This is a genomic window from bacterium, assembly GCA_024224155.1.
In the GTDB taxonomy this organism is placed as follows: Bacteria; Acidobacteriota; Thermoanaerobaculia; order Multivoradales; family JAHEKO01; genus CALZIK01.
On record JAAENP010000357.1, the window covers coordinates 1 to 19610 of the forward strand.

Sequence of the window (19610 nt, forward strand, 5' to 3'; positions counted from 1 at the left end):
TAGGTATTGCGCAGAATCATGCCGTGCGTGACGTAGTCGGCCAGGGTCGCGAGCACGCCCCCAACGAGGCCTGCCAATAGAGCCTTGGTCCAATTCATGACTTCTCCTTTCCCCCTCCCTTGGGGATCGATAATCTTTCTACGGCTGGAACCGCGGGCATTGTAACTCAAATCGTCACACGAGAGCCGTCCGGCTTGCAGGTCCAGCCGGTAGACTCCGCGGGATGGCATCGCGTGGCAGCAGAGGTCCGCGACGGGCGCTCGTCTTTCTGTTTGTCGGGTTGGTCTATCTCGGTTGGCAGTGGGCGAGAGAGGGCCGAGTTCGCATTGGCGATTTCGTGCTCTGGCCGCAAGCTCCGGTGTCATCCGAGGCCGGCTCAGTCCTGGGGTCCGAGGCCCGATTGGGCAAAATCGAGCGGCTATTCGCGGAGGGCCGCTCGGATGTCATGGTCCAGGTCAGCGGCGAGGCGGCCCGCCTGCTAATGGACGACAACCAAGGGTCGCGCCATCAGCGCTTCATCCTCGAGCTGCCGTCCGGCCACACCGTGCTGGTGGCCCACAACATAGACCTCGCTTCCCGGGTGCCGGTGGCACGAGGCGACCGGGTCGAGGTCAAGGGCGAATACGAGTGGAACCAACGCGGGGGCGTGCTGCACTGGACGCACCGTGACCCCCAGCGGCGGCGCGAGGGCGGCTGGATCAAGCACCGCGGCGAAACCTACCAATAGCGCGTCCGGCCACGATGCCGACGGCGGTTTATTCCGTGTCCAGAAGCCCGTGGTCGCGCATCCACTCGTGATTCAGTTTCGAGAGGTAGCGTTCGCCGGAGTCGGGAAAGAGCGTGACGACCAGAGCGTCCGAGGCCAGATCCTCGGCGATCCGACGCGCGCCGACGGCCGCGGCGGCGCCGGAAGAGCCGGTGAAGATGGCCTCGTTGCGGGCGAGCTCGAAGACCGCATCATAGGCGGATTGGTCGTCCACCTTGACGACCTCGTCGATGGTGTCCATCCAGACGCTCTCGGGCAGTAGATCCTCACCGATGCCGTCGATCAGATACTGATGGATCTCGTCTTCGTGGGGGAGCTCACCGTGCTCCTTGTAGAACTTGTAGACAGAGCCGATCGGATCCACGCCGATCACCTTGATCTCGGGGTTCTGCTCTTTGAGGAACCTCGCGACCCCGCTGATGGTGCCCCCGGTGCCGATACCGGCGACCCAGTGCGTGATCCGGCCGTCGGTCTGGCGCCAGATCTCGGGTCCCGTCGAGTCATAGTGAGCCTGCGGGTTGGCCTGGTTGTAGTACTGGTAGGGCAGGAATGCGCCGCGCTCATCGCGAATCCGCTCAGCGGTCTTGTAGTAGGAGCGCGGGTCGTCGGCGGCCACGTTGGTTGGACAGGTGATCACCTCGACTCCATAGGCTTCGAGCAGAGCGATCTTTTCCGGCGGGATCTTGTCGGCGCAGGTGCAGAGCATCTTGTGGCCCCGCAGGATGGCGGCCAGGGCCAGGCCGAGTCCTGTATTACCGGAGGTGGGCTCGACGATGGGTTGGCCGGGTTTGAGCTCGCCCGCTTTTTCCGCCGCTTCGATCATTGCGATTCCGATTCGATCTTTGACGCTCGAGCCAGGATTGAACGACTCGATCTTTGCCGCGAGGGTCGCCGGTCCGCCGAAGAAGCGACCCAGCTTGACAAGAGGTGTGTCCCCCAACGTCTCGAGAATATTTCCGTATATCTCCATGCAACTGCCGCTCTTGAAGCTGAGAGTGAAGGCTCTGGACGGGAGCCCCGTGGTTCAGGCGATCGGGAATGTAGCATAGTGCCAGAGGGTTTGAAGGAGGTTTCAGCGTGCGAAATAGGGGTCGAAACGCCGGCATGGTCCGTCTTGGCCGTTTGCTCGTTTTGTGCGCGTTGGCCTTCGGCGCATGCGGGCCGGATGGCGTCAGCGCGGCCGATGACCTGGGTTCGGGTGCCTGGCGGCACGACCGAATCTGGGATGACGGCCAAGCGGAGTTTTGTGCCTACGAGGTCGACTGGCATCGCTATGGCCGCGCCAATCCGGGGCGTGCGCTATTGATCGCCGTCAAGGAGCCCTGGGCGCCGGACCTCGAGGTCAAGGCGGACTCGCCTCGGCCCGCCGGCTTCGAGGTGATCAAGCTGACCCTCGAGATCGAGCTCTCAGGCTCGTCGGGATGGATGCGCTACTCGTTCGCCGCCGAAGCGCCTCACGCGCTGATTCACTACGAAGACAGCGGGGCACGACCTACCGGATGGCCAGGTGCGAGCGGATCCCGTACTGGCAAATGAACCGGCCTGGCGGAGAGGACTGGCTGCCGAAAAGTGTGCGTTAACGAAGTTGCGCTAGAATGCCGGGTGATGGACGCGAATCGCAGGTTTCTGTTCGTACCGAACTCCGTGACCGCCGCGAATATCGTGGTGGGTTTCATCGCGATGATCGCCGCTGCCGACGGCAAGTTCCGGCTTGCGGTCATTCTGCTGATGGTTGCGATCCTCCTTGATCTGGCTGACGGCCGCGTGGCCCGCATGCTCCACGCCACGAGCAAGTTCGGCCAGGAGATGGACTCACTCTCCGACAGCTTGAGCTTCTGCGCGGCCCCGGCGTTTCTGGTCCATCAGGCGGTCCTTCGGCCGCTCGAAGGCCTGGGAGTCTTCGTGGCGGTGAGCTTCGTGCTCGCGGGCGTGTATCGCCTGGCTCGTTTCAACCTGATCTCGGACGAGCATCAGAAGGCGAGCCGGACAACCGGTGTGCCGACGCCGATCGCCGCGGGCTACATGATGGCTCTCGTGCTGATGCGTGATCAGGTCCCGGTACCGGCTGCCGCAACCGTAGTCCTGATCTTGGCGCTGCTGATGCTGTCTCGGTGGCATCTGCCTGAAGTCCAGTCCAGGGGCTGGTTGGGCGCCGCGTTCGGAGTCGGTCTCCTCAACTACTTCGCCCTGGTGGCCTGGCCGAACTGGTACACCGTCGGCTGGTGGAACGTCTGGAATCTCGTGATCCTGGCCATCGCTGCCCGCACCGGCACACCGGACGACGAAGAGGATCTGGTCGAGACCGTGCGCTAGTCGAGCTCGGGTTCATCGGATCCGAGCGAAGCGCGGCCGCCGAGGCTCGCGAGCGCCGTTGCATGGTGCTTCCAGTGCACGATCTGGGAGGCCCCGGCGGCAATCCAGCGCGGGCGCAGGCCATCGTACCGGGCCATCGCCATCAACAGAAGGAGAGTGTCGAAATGCCTGAGATGGCTTCGGGGGAAGTTGTGGTTGCCGTAGCCCATGCTCGCCAGCGCTCGGACAAGGCGCCTCGGAGCTCGAGCGTACTTCTCGGCGTTGATTCGGTGTCGCGCCATTACCTCGCGCACCAACTTGACGTTGAACACCAAGAAGTGAGTGCGCGGGAAACGCTCACCGGTGACCCGGTTGACGTTGAAGAAATGATCATGGTCGGGCGCCGCGAGGTACTCGTCGGGCTCGAATCCCGGAAGCTCGAGTACCTTGGGGTCGCGGACGAAGCAGTCGGCGTCGAGGAGAACGAAATCTTCCTCGGCATGGTCGAGCAGCACCGTCACGGCGGTGCCGTGTCTCACGGGAAAGCCGGGCACGGTGCGTAGCCGGATCGAGGTGTCGACGTTCGCCTCTGCCGCTAGGCGCCGGGCCCTGGATCCGGAGTAGCCGTTCATGACCAGGCACAGCCGGCAGTGCCCGGACAGGGACGCGGAGTTCTTCAACACCATGTCCTCCGAGCCCGGGACCGCGATCATGAAGGCACAAGGCAGCGAATCTTCCGACCGAACGGCGCCGAGACGGGAGAAGGGGCGGCCGCCGTCGGACAGAGCGAGTCGGCGACTCACGGGCGTCAAGAGACGCCGAAGCGCGCGTCGATGGAGACTGAGGCCGCGCCGGCGCCCGCTCAACGACCGGCTCCGTGGAAGCCGTCCATCCCGCATGCCCTATCGATCATCACCGGAGACCCGCAGACGATTCTAGACGACATGGCGAACGCCGAGGCCGAAGCCGGCGGCACCCGGCCGCTCTGATATCTTGCCAATTCGTGAACGTCATCGGCTATTTCCATGGCATCGATCCGGCCGCGTGTCTGGTCCGCGACGGTAAGGTGGAAGCCTTCGTCGAGGAGGAACGCGTGGTTCGGTTCAAGCACGCGCCCTCGATGTTCCCGATTCGCTCGATCCAATTCTGCCTGGAGCGGTCGGGGCTCGATCTGACCGAGATCGACGCGTTCGTGTATGGCTGGGACTCCCCCCGCTACTCGAACGGAGAGATGGCCGAGTTCTATGCTCAGGTCAACGACCAGTACTCGCCCGACGAGGCCACCCGCGCCTGGCAACGTGGCACGCTTTCCTGGTTCAACAGCGACGCCCTCAAGGCGCGGCTGGAGAGCGAGCTGGTGCGCCAGTTCGGAGTGCCGCGAAAGGCCTTGCCGGAGCTGCTCTTCTTTCCGCATCACGAAACCCACGCCTCGGCTGCTTTCTTCTTGTCGCCGTTCGACGAGGCCCTGGTGCTGACCCTCGACGGCTCGGGGGACAGCGATTGCACGACCGTCTGGCACGGGCGGGGCACCGAGCTCGAGCCCCTGGCCAAGATCCAGATCCCCCACTCGCTCGGCTGGTTCTACGCCGCAGTCACCGAGTTCCTGGGCTTCAAGGCCTACGACGGTGAGTACAAGGTCATGGGCCTAGCCGCCTATGGGCGCGAGAACCGGGATCTGCGTGATCGGCTCGCAAGGGTCGTGCACGAGGGGCCGAGGGGCTTCGACTACGTTGTCGAGCCTCGCTACATTCACCACGGCCCACATTCTCACTCGACGCGCTTCACCGATCATCTGGTCGAGTTGCTCCGCGTGGAGCCGCGGCTCTGGAGCGCACCTCTGAAGAGGATCCACGAGGATTTGGCCTTCGAGGCTCAGCGCGCGCTCGAGGAGCACACGCTGCGTCTGGTTGCGCACTTTCAGCGGGCAACGGGTCTCGAGAATCTGTGCATCGGTGGAGGAGTCGGCCTCAACGTCAAGCTCAACAGCCGACTTCAGCGCTCCGGGCACTTCGCGTCGGTCTTTCCATTTCCGATTCCGGGCGACTCGGGACTCGGTATCGGCGCTGGAGTCGCGCTCCACGTTCGTGAGGCCGGCTGCAGGCCCGAGCCACTCGGTGGGCTCTATTGGGGACCTTCGTTCAGCGATGAGGAGGTAGAGACGCAGGTCCGCTCCTGTGGTCTGAGCTACCGGCGGTGCGACGACATTGCCGACGCCACCGCCGAGCTTCTGGCGGCCGGCAAGATCGTGGGCTGGTTCCAGGGAGCCATGGAGGCCGGGCCGAGAGCCCTGGGAGGAAGGTCGATTCTCGCCGATCCTCGAGACGTGACTAGTCGGGATCGGGTGAATTCCGCGATCAAGTTTCGCGAATACTGGCGCCCGTTCTGCCCGAGTCTGAGCGAGGACAGCGCCGCCGAGTATCTGTCGGAGGGCCGGCGCGCGCCCTACATGATTGTCGCGTTCGAGGCGACCGAGCGGGCGCGCGAAAAGGCGCCCGCCATAGTTCACGTGGACGGCACGGTTCGACCGCAGACGGTCGATCGCGATTCGAACCCTCGCTACCATCGTCTCCTCGAACGCTTCGCCGCGCGCACCGGAGTACCGATCGTGCTCAACACCTCCTTCAACATCAAGGGCGAGGCGATCGTGTGCACGCCGCGCGACGCCTTGAGAACGTTCTGGAGCACGGGCCTCGACGCCTTGGCGATCGGTTCGTGTTTGATCGAAAAGCCCGAGGATCCGGCGGCCGAGCCGCTCGAGGATGATCGAAGCTAGCAGTCGGGAGTTCCCGTGAAGATCTTGGTTATCGCGCCGCACGCCGACGACGAGACCCTGGCCATGGGTGGAACTCTGGCCCGCTTTGCCAAGGAAGGGCATGAGGTCACGGTCGCGGTGATCACGGGACACGGCGAGGCCGATCATCCGCTCTGGCCGCAGTCGGTCTGGGAGACGGTACGCGCTGAGGCCCGCCAGGCGATGTCGGTTCTGGGAGTCAAGGAGCCTCTCTTCGAGGAAGTACCGGCGGCTCTGGTGGCGGAGGAGCCGGTTTGGAAGCTCAACCGAATCACGGATGCGCTGGTCTCGCGCGTTCAACCGGACGCTCTGTATGTTCCGTTTCCCTTCGATCTGCACAAGGACCACCGGGAGATCTTTCATTCACTTTCGGTCGCCTGGCGGCCGTCTTCGGAGACCGGCCGTGGCATCCGTGAGGTCTACTGCTACGAGACGCAGTCCGAGACCCACTGGAGCATCCCTTACGTCGAGGCCGGCTTCCTCCCCACTTGCTGGGTCGACATCAGCGAAACGCTCGAGACCAAGCTCGAGGCCGCCGCCTGTTACCAGAGCCAGATCCGCCCCGAGCCGGATGCCCGATCGCTGGAGGCGTTGCGGGCGCTGGCGGTCTGGAGAGGGTCCCAGGTCGGCGTCAAGGCCGCCGAGGCCTTCGTGGCGGTGCGGTTGCTCCGGTAGGCGACGCTGAGGTGCCGACTCGCCAGGGCAGCCGGCCAGGGGCCGCCTCGGGCGTCTCTGCCTGCGCTGGTCAGGCGAGAGCCCGAACCATGCAGGCTTTCTAGCTCGAGCCGGCCCCTGGTGAATCGCCTGCCGAGCCGCCGTCGACGCGAAGCGGAAAAGAAAGACGCTCGACACGGTGGTGGGCGACCGCTACATTCTTGGAGATCCCGCCGGGAAGGCCGCCCACCCTATACTCACCGCCATGAACCGCCTCGCCGAGTCGAGCAGCCCATACCTTCTGCTGCACAAAGACAATCCCGTCGATTGGTATCCGTGGGGCGCGGAGGCCCTCGACCGGGCCCCGAAGGAAGACAAGCCGATTTTTCTGTCGGTGGGCTATTCCACCTGCTACTGGTGTCACGTCATGGAGCGCGAGTCGTTTACCGACGAAGACACTGCGGCCCTGATGAATCGGCACTTCGTCAACATCAAGCTCGATCGGGAAGAGCGTCCCGATCTCGACGAGATCTACATGTCCGCGACCCAGATCCTCACCCAGCATGGCGGCTGGCCCAACTCGGTGTTCCTGACCACCGATCTGGAGCCGTTCTTCGCCGGCACGTACTTCCCGCCGATCGATCGGCCGGGCCTGCCCGGCTTTCGCACCGTTCTTCGTTCCATGGCCGACGCCTGGGCAAACCGGCGGAACGACGTCGAGCAGCAGGCGGCGAGCGTCTTTCAGGCCATACGCCACAGCCTGGAGGACAGGCCCGAGCCGGGCGCTGAGCTGCCCGACGGCTCGGCCGCGCTACGATCGTTGACGGCCCTGGAGCGGTCGTTCGATCCGCAGTGGGGCGGTTTCGGATCGGCGCCCAAGTTTCCGACCCCGTCGAATCTGCTCCTGCTGCTCGAGTTCGCGGACGAGCGACCGCGTGCCGCCGAGATGCTCACAACCACCCTGGATCACATGGCGCGCGGCGGTATCTACGATCATCTCGGCGGTGGCTTTCACCGGTACGCCACCGACCGCGAATGGAACATCCCGCATTTCGAGAAGATGCTCTACGACAACGGCTGGCTACTCGAGGCCTACGGCCGCGAGTTCGCTCGCAGTGGCGACCCGCAGGCCGCGCGCGTCATTCGGAAGACCGCCGGCTTTCTGGAACGTGAGCTGACCTCGCCCGAGGGCGCTCTTTGGAGCGCGCTCGATGCAGAAACCGATGGCCACGAAGGCGCGTTCTACGTCTGGACGCGCGAGGAACTGCTCGACGTCGTCGGAGAGGAGGACTTCGGTTTTCTGGCGCCGCTCTACGGCTTTGACCGATCGCCGTTCTTCGAGGGCAGTCACTATGTCCTGCACCATCCGGATTCGCTCACGAATCAGGCCCGCCGCCGCCGGCTGCAGCTCGACGATCTGCTCGACCAAATGGCACCGCTCGAAGCCAAGCTTTTGGAAGCGCGTTCACAGCGCAAGCCGCTTCTGGTCGACGACAAGATCCTCAGCGATTGGAACGGCGCGGCGATCTCAGGGCTCGCCACTTCGGGACGGCTCCTCGGAGAGAGGAGCCTGGTCGCCCAGGCCACCGGCGCCGCGGACTTCGTGCTGGAGACGATGAAGACGCCGTCGGGACAACTTCTTCACGCCTGGCGTGACGGCGCCGGCGAGATCCCTGCCTTCTTGGCCGACTATGCCTACTTCGTACGGGGGCTGCTGGCTCTCGAGAAGGCCGCCGGTCGGGAGAGTGGTGGTCGGTGGCTCGAGGCGGCCGTCCGACTCACCGAAGAGCAGATCGACCGGCTGGGAGATCCGGCCGGCGGCTTTTTCGCCGCCGCGGAGGCCTCGGATGTCCTGGTGCGTTCGAAAGACCTGTTCGATGGCGCCACGCCCTCGGCGAACGCGGTCGCAATACTCAACCTCCTCGAACTAGCTCGGGCAACGGGCGATTCGCGGTGGCGCCGCGAAGCCGAGCGGGCCCTGCGGAGTTTTGCGCCGCTGCTGGAGCGGATGGCCGAGCCGGCCCGCATGATGACGATCGCGGCGCGCCGAGGATTCGGTGCGACTGCCGGGGAACCGCAACGGAGTCGGGCTGGAGCCAGCACCCCGAGCCTCTCCCCGCTCGACGCGGAGGCTCGCGAGCGAGTCGCCCTGAGCCTGGAGACTGCCGGCGGCGGGGAAGAGGCGGTCCGTGAGTTCACTCTGACCTTGACGATCGAGCCCGGCTGGCACATCTACGCGCCCTACCCCGGGGGCGGCGATGCGCCGGATTGGGTCCGGCCCCTCGAGGTTCTTGGCGAGGACGTCGACATCGGCGAGCTTGATTTTCCCGAGGCGAAGGAGTTGCCGCCGCAGCCTCCGATGCCCGGCAAAGACCGGGTGCGCATCTACGAGGGGGAAGTCAAGATCTCGGGGAGCGCGCGGACTCGGTCCCAATCGGGCGGATGGATCCGAGTCGTTTTCCAGGCTTGCGACGACCAGCGGTGCCTCGCGCCCGTCCAACAGGTTCTGGAGTTATAGGGCGGGAGCGGTCGTGAAGGACGCTGTTGCTGCCTGTTGCGTGCTGCTGGGGGTAGCGCTCGGCGGCTGCAACCTTCTGACCTCGGCGGAAGAGCCGCGCATTCTGGAGCTGAGCTTCCGGCTGGAGCGGCAAATCAACGAGGGCGAGCGGCATCCGGTGGCAAGCTGGGCCGTTCCCGCGAAGATCAAGCTCAAGAACCGGCTGCTCCAGGTTTCGGGCAGGATCGAAGCTCCTGACGGAGCCAGGTTACCGGCCGAAGTGATCGTGAGAACCACGATTGTGAATCTGGAAACCGGGGCGTCGCTCAAGACGTTTCGTCTGATCGTTGACCGCTCGGCCGAAAACGGGTTTCGGAAGTCCAAGAAATTTTCCAAGACGGTCGCTGCGAACAGCCTGGTGACGGTGACGATGGAGCCCGTCGGCTCCGATCTGCCAAAGGGGACGAGCCTGAGCCTCTGCCTCGATGCCGTGAGGAAGAGAAACGAGCTCGAGAATTTCCCAAGCTGTGCCGCCGGCAACGCGGCCACCACGCTGTCCGGAATTCAAGTGAGCGTGTTCTCGGGGCGCTGCGCGGTCAGCGGCTGTCACGACAGCGCGACCGCGGAGCAGGGACTGATTCTGGAACCTGGCGAGAGCTTCGGCCGCCTGGTCAACGTCAGCGCGGTCCAGTTCCCGCCGGACCGAAGGGTCAGACCGGGAGACCCGGGACGGAGCTATCTGGTCAAGAAGCTGAGAGGTTCGGCGCCGATCGGTGGCCGGATGCCGCTCGGAGGGCCGTTTCTAACCGACGCCGAGCTGGCGGGAGTCATCGAATGGATCGAGAACGGAGCGGCCGATAACTAGCGGAGCTATACTTTCAATGTTATGGGTGCCTCGATGAAGCGATGGCGGATGGGGTTGGGCGCGACGGCTTTGATCGTCGGTCTGGCCGCCTTTGCCGCGGCTCAGGTGGTCGAGACCACTGCGAACCGCCGCGGTCCCGTGGTGGCGATCAAGATCGACTCCATCATTCACCCACCGGCGGCGCAGTTCGTCACGGACTCCCTGGCCGAGGCCGAGGACCTGGACGCCCAGGCTTTCGTGATCGAGCTCGCGACACCGGGTGGTTTGCTCACCTCCACGCGCGAGATCTTCACGGCCATGCTGAGCTCCGACGTCCCGGTCGTCGTCTACGTGTCTCCAAGCGGTTCGCAGGCGGCCTCCGCCGGCTTCTTCATCCTGATGGCCGCGGACGTCGCGGCGATGGCGCCAGGCACCAACACCGGGGCGGCTCATCCCGTCGGAGGTCAGGGCGAGGACATCGAAGGGGTCATGGCCGAGAAGGTCGAGGAAGATTCGGCGGCCACGATTCGCTCGCTGGCGGATCGCAACAAGAGAAACCTCGAGCTGGCGGAAAGCGCGGTCTTGGAGAGCAAGTCGTTTACCGCAGAGGAAGCCCTCGAGAACGGCTTGATCGACTTGATCGCCGAGGATCTGCAAGCACTGCTGGCCGAGATCGACGGGCGCGAGATTCAACGAGGCGAGAAGGTCGTCACGATCAAAACCGCGGGAGCTCTGATCGAGCGCCGCGAAATGTCGGCCTTTCAGCGCCTGCTGTCCGCGCTGGCCCATCCGAACATCGCCTACATTCTGATGACCCTCGGCGGTCTCGGGCTCTACTTCGAGCTGTCCAACCCCGGCGCCGTCCTACCCGGCGTGGTGGGCGCCATCTGCCTGATTCTGGCCTTCTTCGCTTTGTCGGTTCTGCCGGTCAACTATGCGGGAATCGCGCTGATATTGCTGGCGATGATCTTTTTCATCGCGGAGGTCAAGGTGGTGAGCTATGGCTTGCTGACGGTCGGCGGCTTGATCTCGCTGGTGCTGGGCTCGCTCATGCTGTTCAAGTCCCCGGATCCGGCGATTCGGGTCGGCCTGGATGTGATCGGCGCGGCGGTATTGTTTTCCACTCTGGTGGTCGGCTTCATGACCGCCATGGCGATTCGGGCGCATCGCAGTCAGGTCAAGACCGGAGCCGAGGGCTTGGTGAACGAGCGCGGACAGGCGCGCTCCGTCCTGGACCCCAAGGGCAGAGTCTTTGTGCACGGTGAAATATGGAACGCCGTGAGCGAAGTGCCGATCGATGTCGGCACCGATGTGGTGGTGGTCGGAGTCGACGGCCTGAACCTGCGGGTGCGCCCGAACGGCGCGGTCGCCAATCCGCCGAAACAAGAGGAGTTGCTATGACCTACGGTCTGGTTCTTTTGGTGTTCCTCGCGATCTTCGCGCTTTCGCGGTGGATCAACATCCTCAACGAATACGAGCGAGCGGTGACATTCTGGCTCGGCCGCCTGTCGCCCGCTCCCAAGGGGCCGGGGCTGGTCTTCATCTTCTGGCCGTTCGAGCGCATGGTGAAAATCTCGCTTCGTACTATCGTCCACGACGTGCCGTCGCAGGACGTCATCACCAAGGACAACGTTTCGGTGAAGGTCAACGCGGTCGTATATTTCCGAGTACTGGAGCCGGCCAAGGCGGTCGTGGAAGTAGAGAATTACCTGTTCGCCACCAGCCAGATCGCGCAAACGACGTTGCGCTCGGTGTTGGGACAGGCCGATCTCGACGAGCTGCTTTCGCAGCGCGAGAAGCTCAACGACAAGCTCCAGGCGATCATCGACTCCCAGACGGATCCTTGGGGCATCAAAGTCTCGGCGGTCGAAGTCAAGCACGTCGACCTGCCGCAGGAGATGCAGCGCGCAATGGCTCGTCAAGCGGAGGCCGAGCGTGAGAAGCGCGCCAAGATCATCCACGCTAGCGGTGAGCTCGAGGCCTCGGCGAAGCTGACCGAGGCGGCCGAGATCATCAGCTCGAATACGACCGCGCTTCAGCTGCGGTATTTGCAGACTCTGACGGAGGTCGCCGCCGAAAAGAACTCGACGATTCTCTTTCCGATTCCGATCGATTTGCTGGGCGCGTTTGGCGAAAAGAAATAGACTCCCGGCTTCGCGAGTCCAACCTTGAGCGCCTCATCCGACCAGAGCTACTACGAGATCGCCTTGACGAATCGACAGGTGATGTCGATTTTCGTGGTGCTGCTGATTTGTATCCTGGCGGCGTTCCTGGGGGGAGTCTGGCTGGGTCGAGATGCCGATGCCGCGGTCGAGATGGCTTCAACCGAGTCGATCCTCGCGACCGAATCCGGCGAGGCTCCGTTTGAGGAGCTGGATTTCTTCACCCGGCGCGATGACGCGGCCGGGGTGTCCGAGGGTCCATCACCGCCCGCGATAGCGGCGGAGGAAGGCGCCGCCGGCACCGAGTCTCCCGCCGGATCGGGCGACGAAGTCAGTGCGGTGGAACGGCGGATCGAGAAGCAGCCGGATCGAGCGCAGGCGCCGGCTGAGCCCGCGGCCGCGAGCCCCGAGAGCGCCTCGCGCGGGTCCGAGGCCGCGGCGTCAGTTCCGGATTCGGTTGTGATCCAGGTCTTCTCCTCGAACGAGGAGGCACAGGCGCGGCGGGTTGTCGATCAGCTACGCAAGAGCGGCTATCCGGCCGTGCTGTCGCCCGTCGAAGTTGCCGGCAGGACCCTGCACCGGGTCCGGATCGGGCCGTACACGGATCCCGACGAGGCGCAGGTCGTGGCCGAAAGCGTTCGCCGGGCGTTCAAGCTCGACACCTGGATCACACACTGATCGACGGCGTTTCACCGTGACGCCGCCGCCCTGGGCTCCGCGCGCGTTGCTTGCCTTTGCGGCGGGGGCCTTGTGGGCGTTCTGCTTCGGCCGGGAGCCTCTGCTCATCGCGCCTTGGCTGGCCCTGGTGCCGCTGCTCTTGTTGCTCGCCGGGCCTCGCCCGGGGCTGATCGGTTGGTTTCATGGCTTGGGTTTCTGGATCGTCGGGATCTCCTGGATCCCGGCCACCCTGCACACTTTCGGCTCGTTACCGGCTTGGCTCGCGATGGTGGCGCTGCTTCTCGTTGCGGCCTACCTCGGGCTCTTCCATGCGCTCTTCGCCCGGCTCTCCGCCGCGCTCTGGAAGCGGTCGGGAGCGCTTGCGCTGGTCGCACTGCCGGCGATCTGGGTGGTGTGCGAGTTCCTGCGCGGCCGCGGTCCCGCGGGTTTCTCCTGGAACCTGGCCGGGTATTCGGCCGCCGGGCTGCCCGGAGCACTCGAAACGAGTGCCTGGATCGGCGCTCTCGGCGTTTCGGCACTTGTCGTGGTCGTCAATGTCGCGTTCGCGCGGGCGATCGTGACGCGGTCCTGGACTCCGGCTGCTTGGACGGTTCTTGCGGTGCTGGCCCTGGTTGCGGTGAGCGGCAGGCAAGGAGAGGCCCTGGTGGCCAGCGGTCCGGTGCGGGCGGTGGTGCTGGTGCAGCCCAACATACCCAACATGACCTCTTGGGATGCCGGCCTCGCGGAGCGCAACTATCGGAGCGTTTTCGAGCGTTCACGGGATGCGTGTGCTCCTGGAGAGCTCCTGATCTGGCCCGAAAGCGCCGCCTGGCCCTACTCGTTCAAACCGGGAAGTCGCCTGGAGCGGGACGTCGCCGAGTTGGTCGCTGCGGGTTGCTCTCTGCTATTCAACTCTCCGTTCCAGGACGGTGAGCGATACTACAACGCGGTGCTGCTCGAATCCGCGGGCGGATCGCCCAAAGAGACCGGCCGCTACGACAAGCAGCGGCTGGTACCGTTTGGAGAGTACGTACCCCTGGGCAGATGGCTGCCATTCCTCGAGCGAATTGCCAGAGCCGCGGGCGACTTCTCGCCGGGTGGACGCAAGGGGAACCTGAAGTGGCGTGGTGAATCGCTGGGTACAGCGATCTGTTTCGAAGTGACGTTCCCGGAGGACGTCGCAGGCAAGGTCGCGCGAGGCGCCAGCCTGCTGGTGACGGTGACCAACGACGCTTGGTATGGAGACACCTGGGCACCTTGGCAGCATCTGAGAGCGGCCCAATTCCGGGCCGCGGAGAATCGCCGGCCGCTGCTGCGAGCCGCGATCACCGGCGTCTCGGCGGTGATCGGCTCCCGTGGCGAGTTGCGGCAGATCTTGGGCGTGAACCAGGAGGGCGTGCTGAGGGCCTCCGTCGTGGGCGGAGAGAGTCTCTCGCTCTATTCCAGGGCTCCGTTCGCGGTTCCGCTGCTGGCCTTGGGTATCGGAACCTTTGCTATATTGCACAGGTTGGCGCGCTCCCGTCGAGGTAGTGGATAACCGATGATTCCGATAGAAACCCAGCAGCAGATCGATCAGCTGGCAGAGCGTCTCGAGGCGCTCAGGGGGTATCTTTGAAGATGCCGGTCTCGAGGACGAAATGGCGGGAATCGACCGTGAGATGGAGACGCCCGGATTCTGGGACGATCCGAAGCAGAGCTCGCCACTGCTTCGCAAGCGGCGCAGCCTCGAACGCCGGATAGCGACACTCGAGCGCCTGCGCTCGGACGGCGATGAGCTTGCCACCTGGCAGGAGCTTCTCTCCGAAGCCGGAATGGACCCGGAGGCGGAGTCCTTCCTCGATCGACTGGAGAAGGAGCTCGACCAGCTCGACCTACAACTCAAGCTGTCGGGGCCGGACGACGACAAGAACGCCATTGTCGCCATTCATCCGGGGGCCGGCGGTACCGAGTCCCAGGACTGGGCGGAGATGCTCTTGCGGATGTACTTGCGCTGGAGCGAGGCGAACGGGTTTGAGGCCACGCTGCTGGACCGGTTGGATGGCGAGGAAGCCGGCATCAAGAACGCTACCTTTGCCGTTCGCGGCGAGTACGCCTACGGCTACCTCAATGGCGAAAACGGTGTCCATCGCCTGGTGCGCATCAGCCCCTATGACGCTCAGAGCCGTCGCCATACCTCGTTCGCGTCGGTCTACGTTTACCCGGAGGTGGATGACTCGGTCGAGATCGAGATCGAGGACAAAGACCTGCGCATTGATACCTATCGAGCGTCTGGAGCCGGCGGGCAGCACGTCAATAAGACCGAATCGGCGGTCAGAATCACGCACCAGCCCACCAACATTGTGGTCGCCTGCCAGAACGAGCGTAGCCAGATCAAGAACCGCGCGACGGCCATGAAGGTCCTGAAGGCCCGGCTCTACGACCTCGAGATGAAGAAGCGCCGTGAGGAACAGGCCAAGCGCGAGGGAGAGAAGATGGAGATCGGCTGGGGCAGCCAGGTTCGGAGCTATGTGTTGCACCCCTACCGAATGGTGAAGGATCACCGCACTTCGACCGAGGTGGGAGACGCGGGGCGAGTCCTCGATGGTGACATCAACCCGTTCATCCAGTCCTGGCTCGAGGCCCAGATCAACGGCTCACCGAGCGAAACGACCGGGTGACGATGAGCGAGTCTTCCGATCTCCGCCTCGACTACGTTTCCCCGTTGCCACCGGTGCGATCGGGGATCGCGGACTACAGCCGCGATCTGGTGCCGGCCTTGACCGAGCTCTGTGACCTGCGGATCATCGCCGTCCCCGGCCAGGAGATCTCGGAGGAGATTCGCCGCCAACACCAGCCGGCGAGCGCCGCCGAGCTCGGTGCAGAAGACCGGCTGCCGTTCTACCAGATGGGCAACAACCCGTATCACGAAGAAGTCCAGCGGTTGGCTCTGGAAGTTCCCGGCGTGATCACGCTGCACGACGTCGTGCTGCATCACCTGCTGATCGAGGCGACTCTTGCGAAGGATGACTTTGAAGGGTACGCCGAGCGATTGACCCGAGACCACGGCTGGATCGGCGATCTGGTGGCCAAGGCCCGTTACTGGGGGGAGCTTTCCAGTGCCGCGATGTTCGGTCTGCCGGTTCACAGGACGCTGGTCCGCCGACAGCGCGGGATCCTGGTGCACAGCCAGTGGGCGGCGCAGCAGCTGCTCGAGGAGAATCCGGACCTCGCCGTTCGGGTAGTGCCCATGGGTATTCCGATTCCGGGGCGGGTCGAGGAGGAGGTTGCGCGGGCGTTCAGGAGGTCGAGAGGTCTGCCGCTCGACCATCCGTTGCTGGGCTCCTTCGGATTTCAGACGCCGATCAAGCGGACCGAGGTGGTGATCGAGGCATTGGCCGAGCCGGGTCTGGAGGACGCTCACCTCCTCATCGCCGGCGAGGTGTCGCCCCATCTCGCGCTGGCCGACAAGGCCGCCATGCTCGGCGTCGCGGATCGGGTGCATATCACCGGTTTTCTTCCCTACGACGAGTTCGAGGCCGCCATCACGGCCTGCGATCTGTGCATCAACCTGAGGTATCCGACCGCCGGCGAAACGTCGGCCTCGTTGCTTCGGGTGTTGGCTGTGGGCAGACCGGCCGTCGTTTCGGACTACGCACAGTTTCGCGAGCTGCCCGAGGAGGTGGCGCTCGCGGTTCCCCTGGGCGAAGGCGAGGCGCATGCGCTCGCGCAATCGGTCGGCGAAGTTCTGGCGAAGCCCGCCGTTCTAGGTCAGATGGGCCTCGCCGCGCGGACGTTCGTCAAGGAAAAACACGATCCGCAAGCAGCCGCGGCGGCGGTGGTCGAATCTTGTCTCGAGCTTAGAGATCTCGAGCCGGCGGGTGAAGACGCTGCCCGGATCGCACCGCCGACGACTCTGCTGTGGCGCGATCTGCCGGGCGACATCGAGGTGTCCGGCGCCGACGGACCGTGGCCGGAAGGCGAGCGTCGAGAGCTCGTTGTACGTTTGATCAATCGAGGCGTCGCCCGATGGCTGGCCACCAAAGAGACTCCGGGAGGAGTCCAGCTGACCGTCGAGTGGCGCTCGGAGATCGGGGGCGAAGCCCTCGAGGAACAGCAGAACGAGCTGCCTCGCGCGCTGGATAGCGACGAGGCGCACGAGTTTCGGTTCGCGCTGCGGCGGCCTCTCGGCACTCGGTTTCTGGTGATCGAGCCCCACATCGACAAACTCTCCGGTCTCAGCGCCTTTGGCGGTCCCTCCTGGGTAGGCGATCTCGGCGATGCGACCGGCTCGGCATCCTCGCCGGGCTTCTGAAGACCATGCGTGCCCTGAGATTCTCGGACGCGGCTCCGGGCTGGCTTCTTCTTGTCCTTGCTCTGAGCGCGGCCGCGTACTCGACGTTCGCCGTTTCTCCGGACCCGCTCGGCCCGACGGAGGTAACCTACCGCTTGCAGGCGGAGAGCCTGGCTCGCGACGGCGATCTCGAGTATGGGGAGCGCGATCGCTCGCGGTTTGCCGAAAGGGAATGGCCGCACCGCGAGGCCAAGGTCCTGATCTCGTCCGAGCGAGGGGCTCTGCGCTACTACCAGCCCCTGCCTTACGCGATCGCGCTGGCGCCGTTCGCCCTGCTCGCCCCGGAACGCGGCCCCTACTTGCTCAATCTTCCGTTCCTGACCGCGCTTGCCCTGGCGCTTTGCGTTCGAGTGAGCCGTGACAGTCCGCGGAGCGCTCCCTACTGGGCGGTTGCGCTGTTGTTCGGGACGCCGGTCTTCGCCTACGTCAGAGCGGTCTGGCCCGAGCTCTTCGTTGGGGTTCTACTGGCCGCCGCCTATTGGCTGACCGGCGATCAAGCGCCGCCCGAAGAGCTTCCTCAAATGGCGCAGAAGAAGAGAAACCAGGTGGCGGCGACCATCCGTTGGTTCGGAGTGGGCGCACTGGCCGCTTTGGCCGTGATTCAGGCACCGGTCTACGCGGCCTGTTTCGTGGTGTTTCTGGTGCTCGCGGTTCGAGCTCGAGCGGACGCGGCCTGGGCGCCGAGCGTCGGAGGTTTTGCTCTGGTTCTGCTCTCTTTCTGGTTTCTCGGGAGCTCGTTGTTCGCGGGAGGCGCGCCGTGGGAGGCCGACACGGGATTGGCCGTGCGGGCCGGTGACTCGATCGAAGAGATAACCAAGTGGACGGAGCGGCTCGAATCTACGAGCGCGCCGGGATTGGTCTTCGATTATCGACTCTGGCTTTGGAACGCTGTCTACTCTCTCGGAGGGCGCCATGTCGGCATGGCGGCAGCGTTTCTTCCGCTGGTGCTGTTCGCCGCGACCGGCAGATGGCGTCGGGGTTTGCTTTGGGCAGCGGCAGGAGGCGCGGCGCTTCTGGCTCTGGTTTTGGATCCCTTCAACTTTTTCGGTGGCCCGGAAGCCCTGAGCAATCGGCGCATGGTGCCGGTGCTGATTCTCTGCTTCTTCGCCGTTCGTGCCGCGTTCTCGGCCTGGCCGGGTTTTCTCGCCGGGGCTTTGGGGATCGCCATCGTCTTTCCTCTCTGGGCCGATCTTGGCGGCCATCCGAGAAGTCTCAATGCCAACGCGGTTGCGGCGCCAGTGGCTTCGGTATTGCCGTTCGAGAGCAGCCAGCGTTACATCCCGACCCCCGGCGAGGCGGTCAGTCGCCTGCTTTTGATACGTCTGACCGACGACGGCATCGAGCCGGGCTCCGGCGAGACCCAGTTCGTGCTTCGGGGTGGCAAGAAGGGCTCGCTGATGATCGCTGCGGCTGACCGGCTGGCGTATCTCGATCTTGAGTTCGGCGCCAGCGCCGGGACCGAGCTCGAGCTGGAGGGCGGCGTCGTGCAAGACCTCTTGTTTCGCCCGGAGGGGGGCGTTACCTTTCGTTTGAGTCTCGGGGACGCGCTCATTCGACATCGCGTCTGGGGTCGGGATGGCCTGCATCGGGTGCACATGCTGGAGTTTTCAATGCCCGCTGAAGGACGGCGAGATCAGCCGTTCTCGGTCAGCGCCCGCGCGGGGGGCGGATCATGAGTGAGCGCCCTGTCGGAACGGCCAGCAGCTGGATCATCGAGATACGCAAGAGGTTGGCCGAGCCGCCGCCCAAGCGGATGGTAATGGGCGATCGGAGACCTGCGGCGGTGCTCGTACCGTTGTTCGTCAACGCCGGTCAGCTGTGGGTGGTTCTGACCAAACGTTCAGACGATCTGCCGCAACATGGTGGACAGGTCGCGTTTCCGGGCGGCGGCTATGAGCTGGGGGAGGACGCCTGGACCGCCGCGCTGCGCGAGACCAGGGAAGAGATCGGCCTCAAGGAGAAGGGCGTTGCGCGTCTGGGCGAGTTGGACGATCTGGATACTTTTTCGGGCTTTCGGATTCGCCCATGCGTCGGCGCCATCCCGTACCCCTACGAAATCCGGATCAACGAAGCAGAGATCGCGGACGTTTTCGAGGTGCCCGTGATGGCCTTCGCGGATGTGCGAGTGGTCGAGGACCGGGTGGTCACGGTGGACGGCCACGACCGGATGTTCCGGATCTACCACGTCGGCAGGCATCGCGTCTGGGGACTGACCGCGGCGATCGTGCGGAATCTGACGGAGCGACTGGGCTTGGAAATGACGGCGCCGGCGTGAGGGCGGGGCCGGGTGCTGGCAAGGCCGGCGCGACTGGACGGATCCGCAGCCCTCATCGGGCTGGAAGCTCGCGCCGGAGTCGATCCACCTGGGCCTCGTTCGTACGATTCCTCGGGCGACGGCGAACTCGCTCGCCGTCAGGGCACGTCTCGCTCAAACAGGCGCCGCCGCGGGAGATCCAGCGCGGAGGCCTCGGCTCTTCTCTCTCGACCCGGTGGATCCTCGGCTCCGACTCGAACGCTGCGCCCGACAAGAGCTCCGGACGCGCCCAATGCGCGTGGGCGCGTTCGGGGAGAGATCTTCAACTCGTGTCATTCCTCGGCCGTGGCCGATGGCCGAGGA

Annotated in this window: 17 protein-coding genes and 1 pseudogene; 16 read left to right on the forward strand and 2 right to left on the reverse strand. The window is 64.7% G+C overall.

Annotated elements, in window-relative coordinates:
* Positions 1-223 precede the first annotated feature (223 nt).
* Complete coding sequence (locus GY769_18010) at positions 224-727, forward strand: DUF3465 domain-containing protein (protein MCP4203818.1); 504 nt, start codon at positions 224-226, stop codon at positions 725-727.
* A gap of 28 nt (positions 728-755) precedes the next feature.
* On the opposite strand, the gene GY769_18015 is transcribed toward GY769_18010, so the two are convergent.
* Positions 756-1736 carry a cysteine synthase family protein gene (locus GY769_18015; GenBank protein ID MCP4203819.1) on the reverse strand — a complete coding sequence of 327 codons (981 nt, stop codon included), beginning with the start codon at positions 1734-1736 and terminating at the stop codon, positions 756-758.
* A 107-nt stretch (positions 1737-1843) separates the two neighbouring features.
* Here GY769_18015 and GY769_18020 point away from each other — a divergent pair, with 107 nt between their 5' ends.
* Both GY769_18020 and pssA read left to right on the forward strand, forming a co-directional pair.
* The gene (locus GY769_18020; GenBank protein ID MCP4203820.1) at positions 1844-2302 is read left to right on the forward strand and encodes a hypothetical protein; all 459 of its coding nucleotides are present in this window, start codon (positions 1844-1846) and stop codon (positions 2300-2302) included.
* Between the two features lie 69 nt (positions 2303-2371).
* Positions 2372-3079, forward strand: a complete 708-nt coding sequence (gene pssA / locus GY769_18025) for a CDP-diacylglycerol--serine O-phosphatidyltransferase (GenBank protein MCP4203821.1) — start codon at positions 2372-2374, stop codon at positions 3077-3079.
* On the opposite strand, the gene GY769_18030 is transcribed toward pssA, so the two are convergent.
* Positions 3076-3861, reverse strand: coding sequence for a hypothetical protein (locus GY769_18030; protein ID MCP4203822.1), 786 nt, complete (start codon positions 3859-3861; stop codon positions 3076-3078). The genes pssA and GY769_18030 overlap by 4 nt on opposite strands.
* A gap of 30 nt (positions 3862-3891) precedes the next feature.
* Here GY769_18030 and GY769_18035 point away from each other — a divergent pair, with 30 nt between their 5' ends.
* The 13 genes and pseudogenes from GY769_18035 (at position 3892) to GY769_18095 (ending at position 19268) form a co-directional block, all read left to right on the forward strand.
* Positions 3892-4047 (forward strand): hypothetical protein, encoded by a 156-nt coding sequence (locus GY769_18035; protein MCP4203823.1) that lies wholly within the window; start codon positions 3892-3894, stop codon positions 4045-4047.
* A 23-nt stretch (positions 4048-4070) separates the two neighbouring features.
* Positions 4071-5831 carry a nodulation protein gene (locus GY769_18040; GenBank protein MCP4203824.1) on the forward strand — a complete coding sequence of 587 codons (1761 nt, stop codon included), beginning with the start codon at positions 4071-4073 and terminating at the stop codon, positions 5829-5831.
* Between the two features lie 63 nt (positions 5832-5894).
* Positions 5895-6524: a PIG-L family deacetylase gene (locus tag GY769_18045; protein MCP4203825.1), complete on the forward strand. Its 630-nt coding sequence runs from the start codon at positions 5895-5897 to the stop codon at positions 6522-6524.
* Between the two features lie 244 nt (positions 6525-6768).
* A complete protein-coding gene (locus GY769_18050; GenBank protein ID MCP4203826.1) occupies positions 6769-9021 on the forward strand; it encodes a DUF255 domain-containing protein in 2253 nt (750 codons plus the stop codon).
* A gap of 13 nt (positions 9022-9034) precedes the next feature.
* Positions 9035-9865 (forward strand): hypothetical protein, encoded by an 831-nt coding sequence (locus tag GY769_18055; protein MCP4203827.1) that lies wholly within the window; start codon positions 9035-9037, stop codon positions 9863-9865.
* 33 nt (positions 9866-9898) lie between these two features.
* On the forward strand, positions 9899-11245 hold the full coding sequence (locus GY769_18060) for a nodulation protein NfeD (GenBank protein MCP4203828.1): 1347 nt from the start codon (positions 9899-9901) through the stop codon (positions 11243-11245).
* Complete coding sequence (locus GY769_18065; protein MCP4203829.1) at positions 11242-11988, forward strand: slipin family protein; 747 nt, start codon at positions 11242-11244, stop codon at positions 11986-11988. Before GY769_18060 ends, GY769_18065 begins: the two co-directional genes overlap by 4 nt.
* A 24-nt stretch (positions 11989-12012) precedes the next feature.
* Positions 12013-12684, forward strand: coding sequence for an SPOR domain-containing protein (locus tag GY769_18070; protein ID MCP4203830.1), 672 nt, complete (start codon positions 12013-12015; stop codon positions 12682-12684).
* Positions 12685-12700: 16 nt separating this feature from the next.
* Complete coding sequence (gene lnt / locus GY769_18075) at positions 12701-14200, forward strand: apolipoprotein N-acyltransferase (protein MCP4203831.1); 1500 nt, start codon at positions 12701-12703, stop codon at positions 14198-14200.
* Positions 14201-14203: 3 nt separating this feature from the next.
* Positions 14204-15320, forward strand: a pseudogene (locus GY769_18080) (peptide chain release factor 2).
* Between the two features lie 2 nt (positions 15321-15322).
* Positions 15323-16954 carry a glycosyltransferase family 4 protein gene (locus GY769_18085; GenBank protein ID MCP4203832.1) on the forward strand — a complete coding sequence of 544 codons (1632 nt, stop codon included), beginning with the start codon at positions 15323-15325 and terminating at the stop codon, positions 16952-16954.
* Positions 16955-16959: 5 nt separating this feature from the next.
* Entirely contained in the window at positions 16960-18669 is a 1710-nt protein-coding gene (locus GY769_18090; GenBank protein MCP4203833.1) for a hypothetical protein, read from the forward strand.
* Entirely contained in the window at positions 18666-19268 is a 603-nt protein-coding gene (locus tag GY769_18095; protein MCP4203834.1) for a CoA pyrophosphatase, read from the forward strand. Before GY769_18090 ends, GY769_18095 begins: the two co-directional genes overlap by 4 nt.
* Positions 19269-19610 lie beyond the last annotated feature (342 nt).

Coding starts and splice junctions, on each gene's coding strand:
- GY769_18050 (MCP4203826.1), top strand. CDS start 6,769: ATGAACCGCCTCGCCGAGTCGAGCAGCCCATACCTTCTGCTGCACAAA.
- GY769_18065 (MCP4203829.1), top strand. CDS start 11,242: ATGACCTACGGTCTGGTTCTTTTGGTGTTCCTCGCGATCTTCGCGCTT.
- GY769_18045 (MCP4203825.1), top strand. CDS start 5,895: ATGGGTGGAACTCTGGCCCGCTTTGCCAAGGAAGGGCATGAGGTCACG.
- GY769_18085 (MCP4203832.1), top strand. CDS start 15,323: ATGAGCGAGTCTTCCGATCTCCGCCTCGACTACGTTTCCCCGTTGCCA.
- GY769_18015 (MCP4203819.1), bottom strand. CDS start 1,736: ATGGAGATATACGGAAATATTCTCGAGACGTTGGGGGACACACCTCTT.
- GY769_18010 (MCP4203818.1), top strand. CDS start 224: ATGGCATCGCGTGGCAGCAGAGGTCCGCGACGGGCGCTCGTCTTTCTG.
- GY769_18095 (MCP4203834.1), top strand. CDS start 18,666: ATGAGTGAGCGCCCTGTCGGAACGGCCAGCAGCTGGATCATCGAGATA.
- GY769_18060 (MCP4203828.1), top strand. CDS start 9,899: ATGAAGCGATGGCGGATGGGGTTGGGCGCGACGGCTTTGATCGTCGGT.
- GY769_18090 (MCP4203833.1), top strand. CDS start 16,960: ATGCGTGCCCTGAGATTCTCGGACGCGGCTCCGGGCTGGCTTCTTCTT.
- GY769_18035 (MCP4203823.1), top strand. CDS start 3,892: ATGGAGACTGAGGCCGCGCCGGCGCCCGCTCAACGACCGGCTCCGTGG.
- pssA (MCP4203821.1), top strand. CDS start 2,372: ATGGACGCGAATCGCAGGTTTCTGTTCGTACCGAACTCCGTGACCGCC.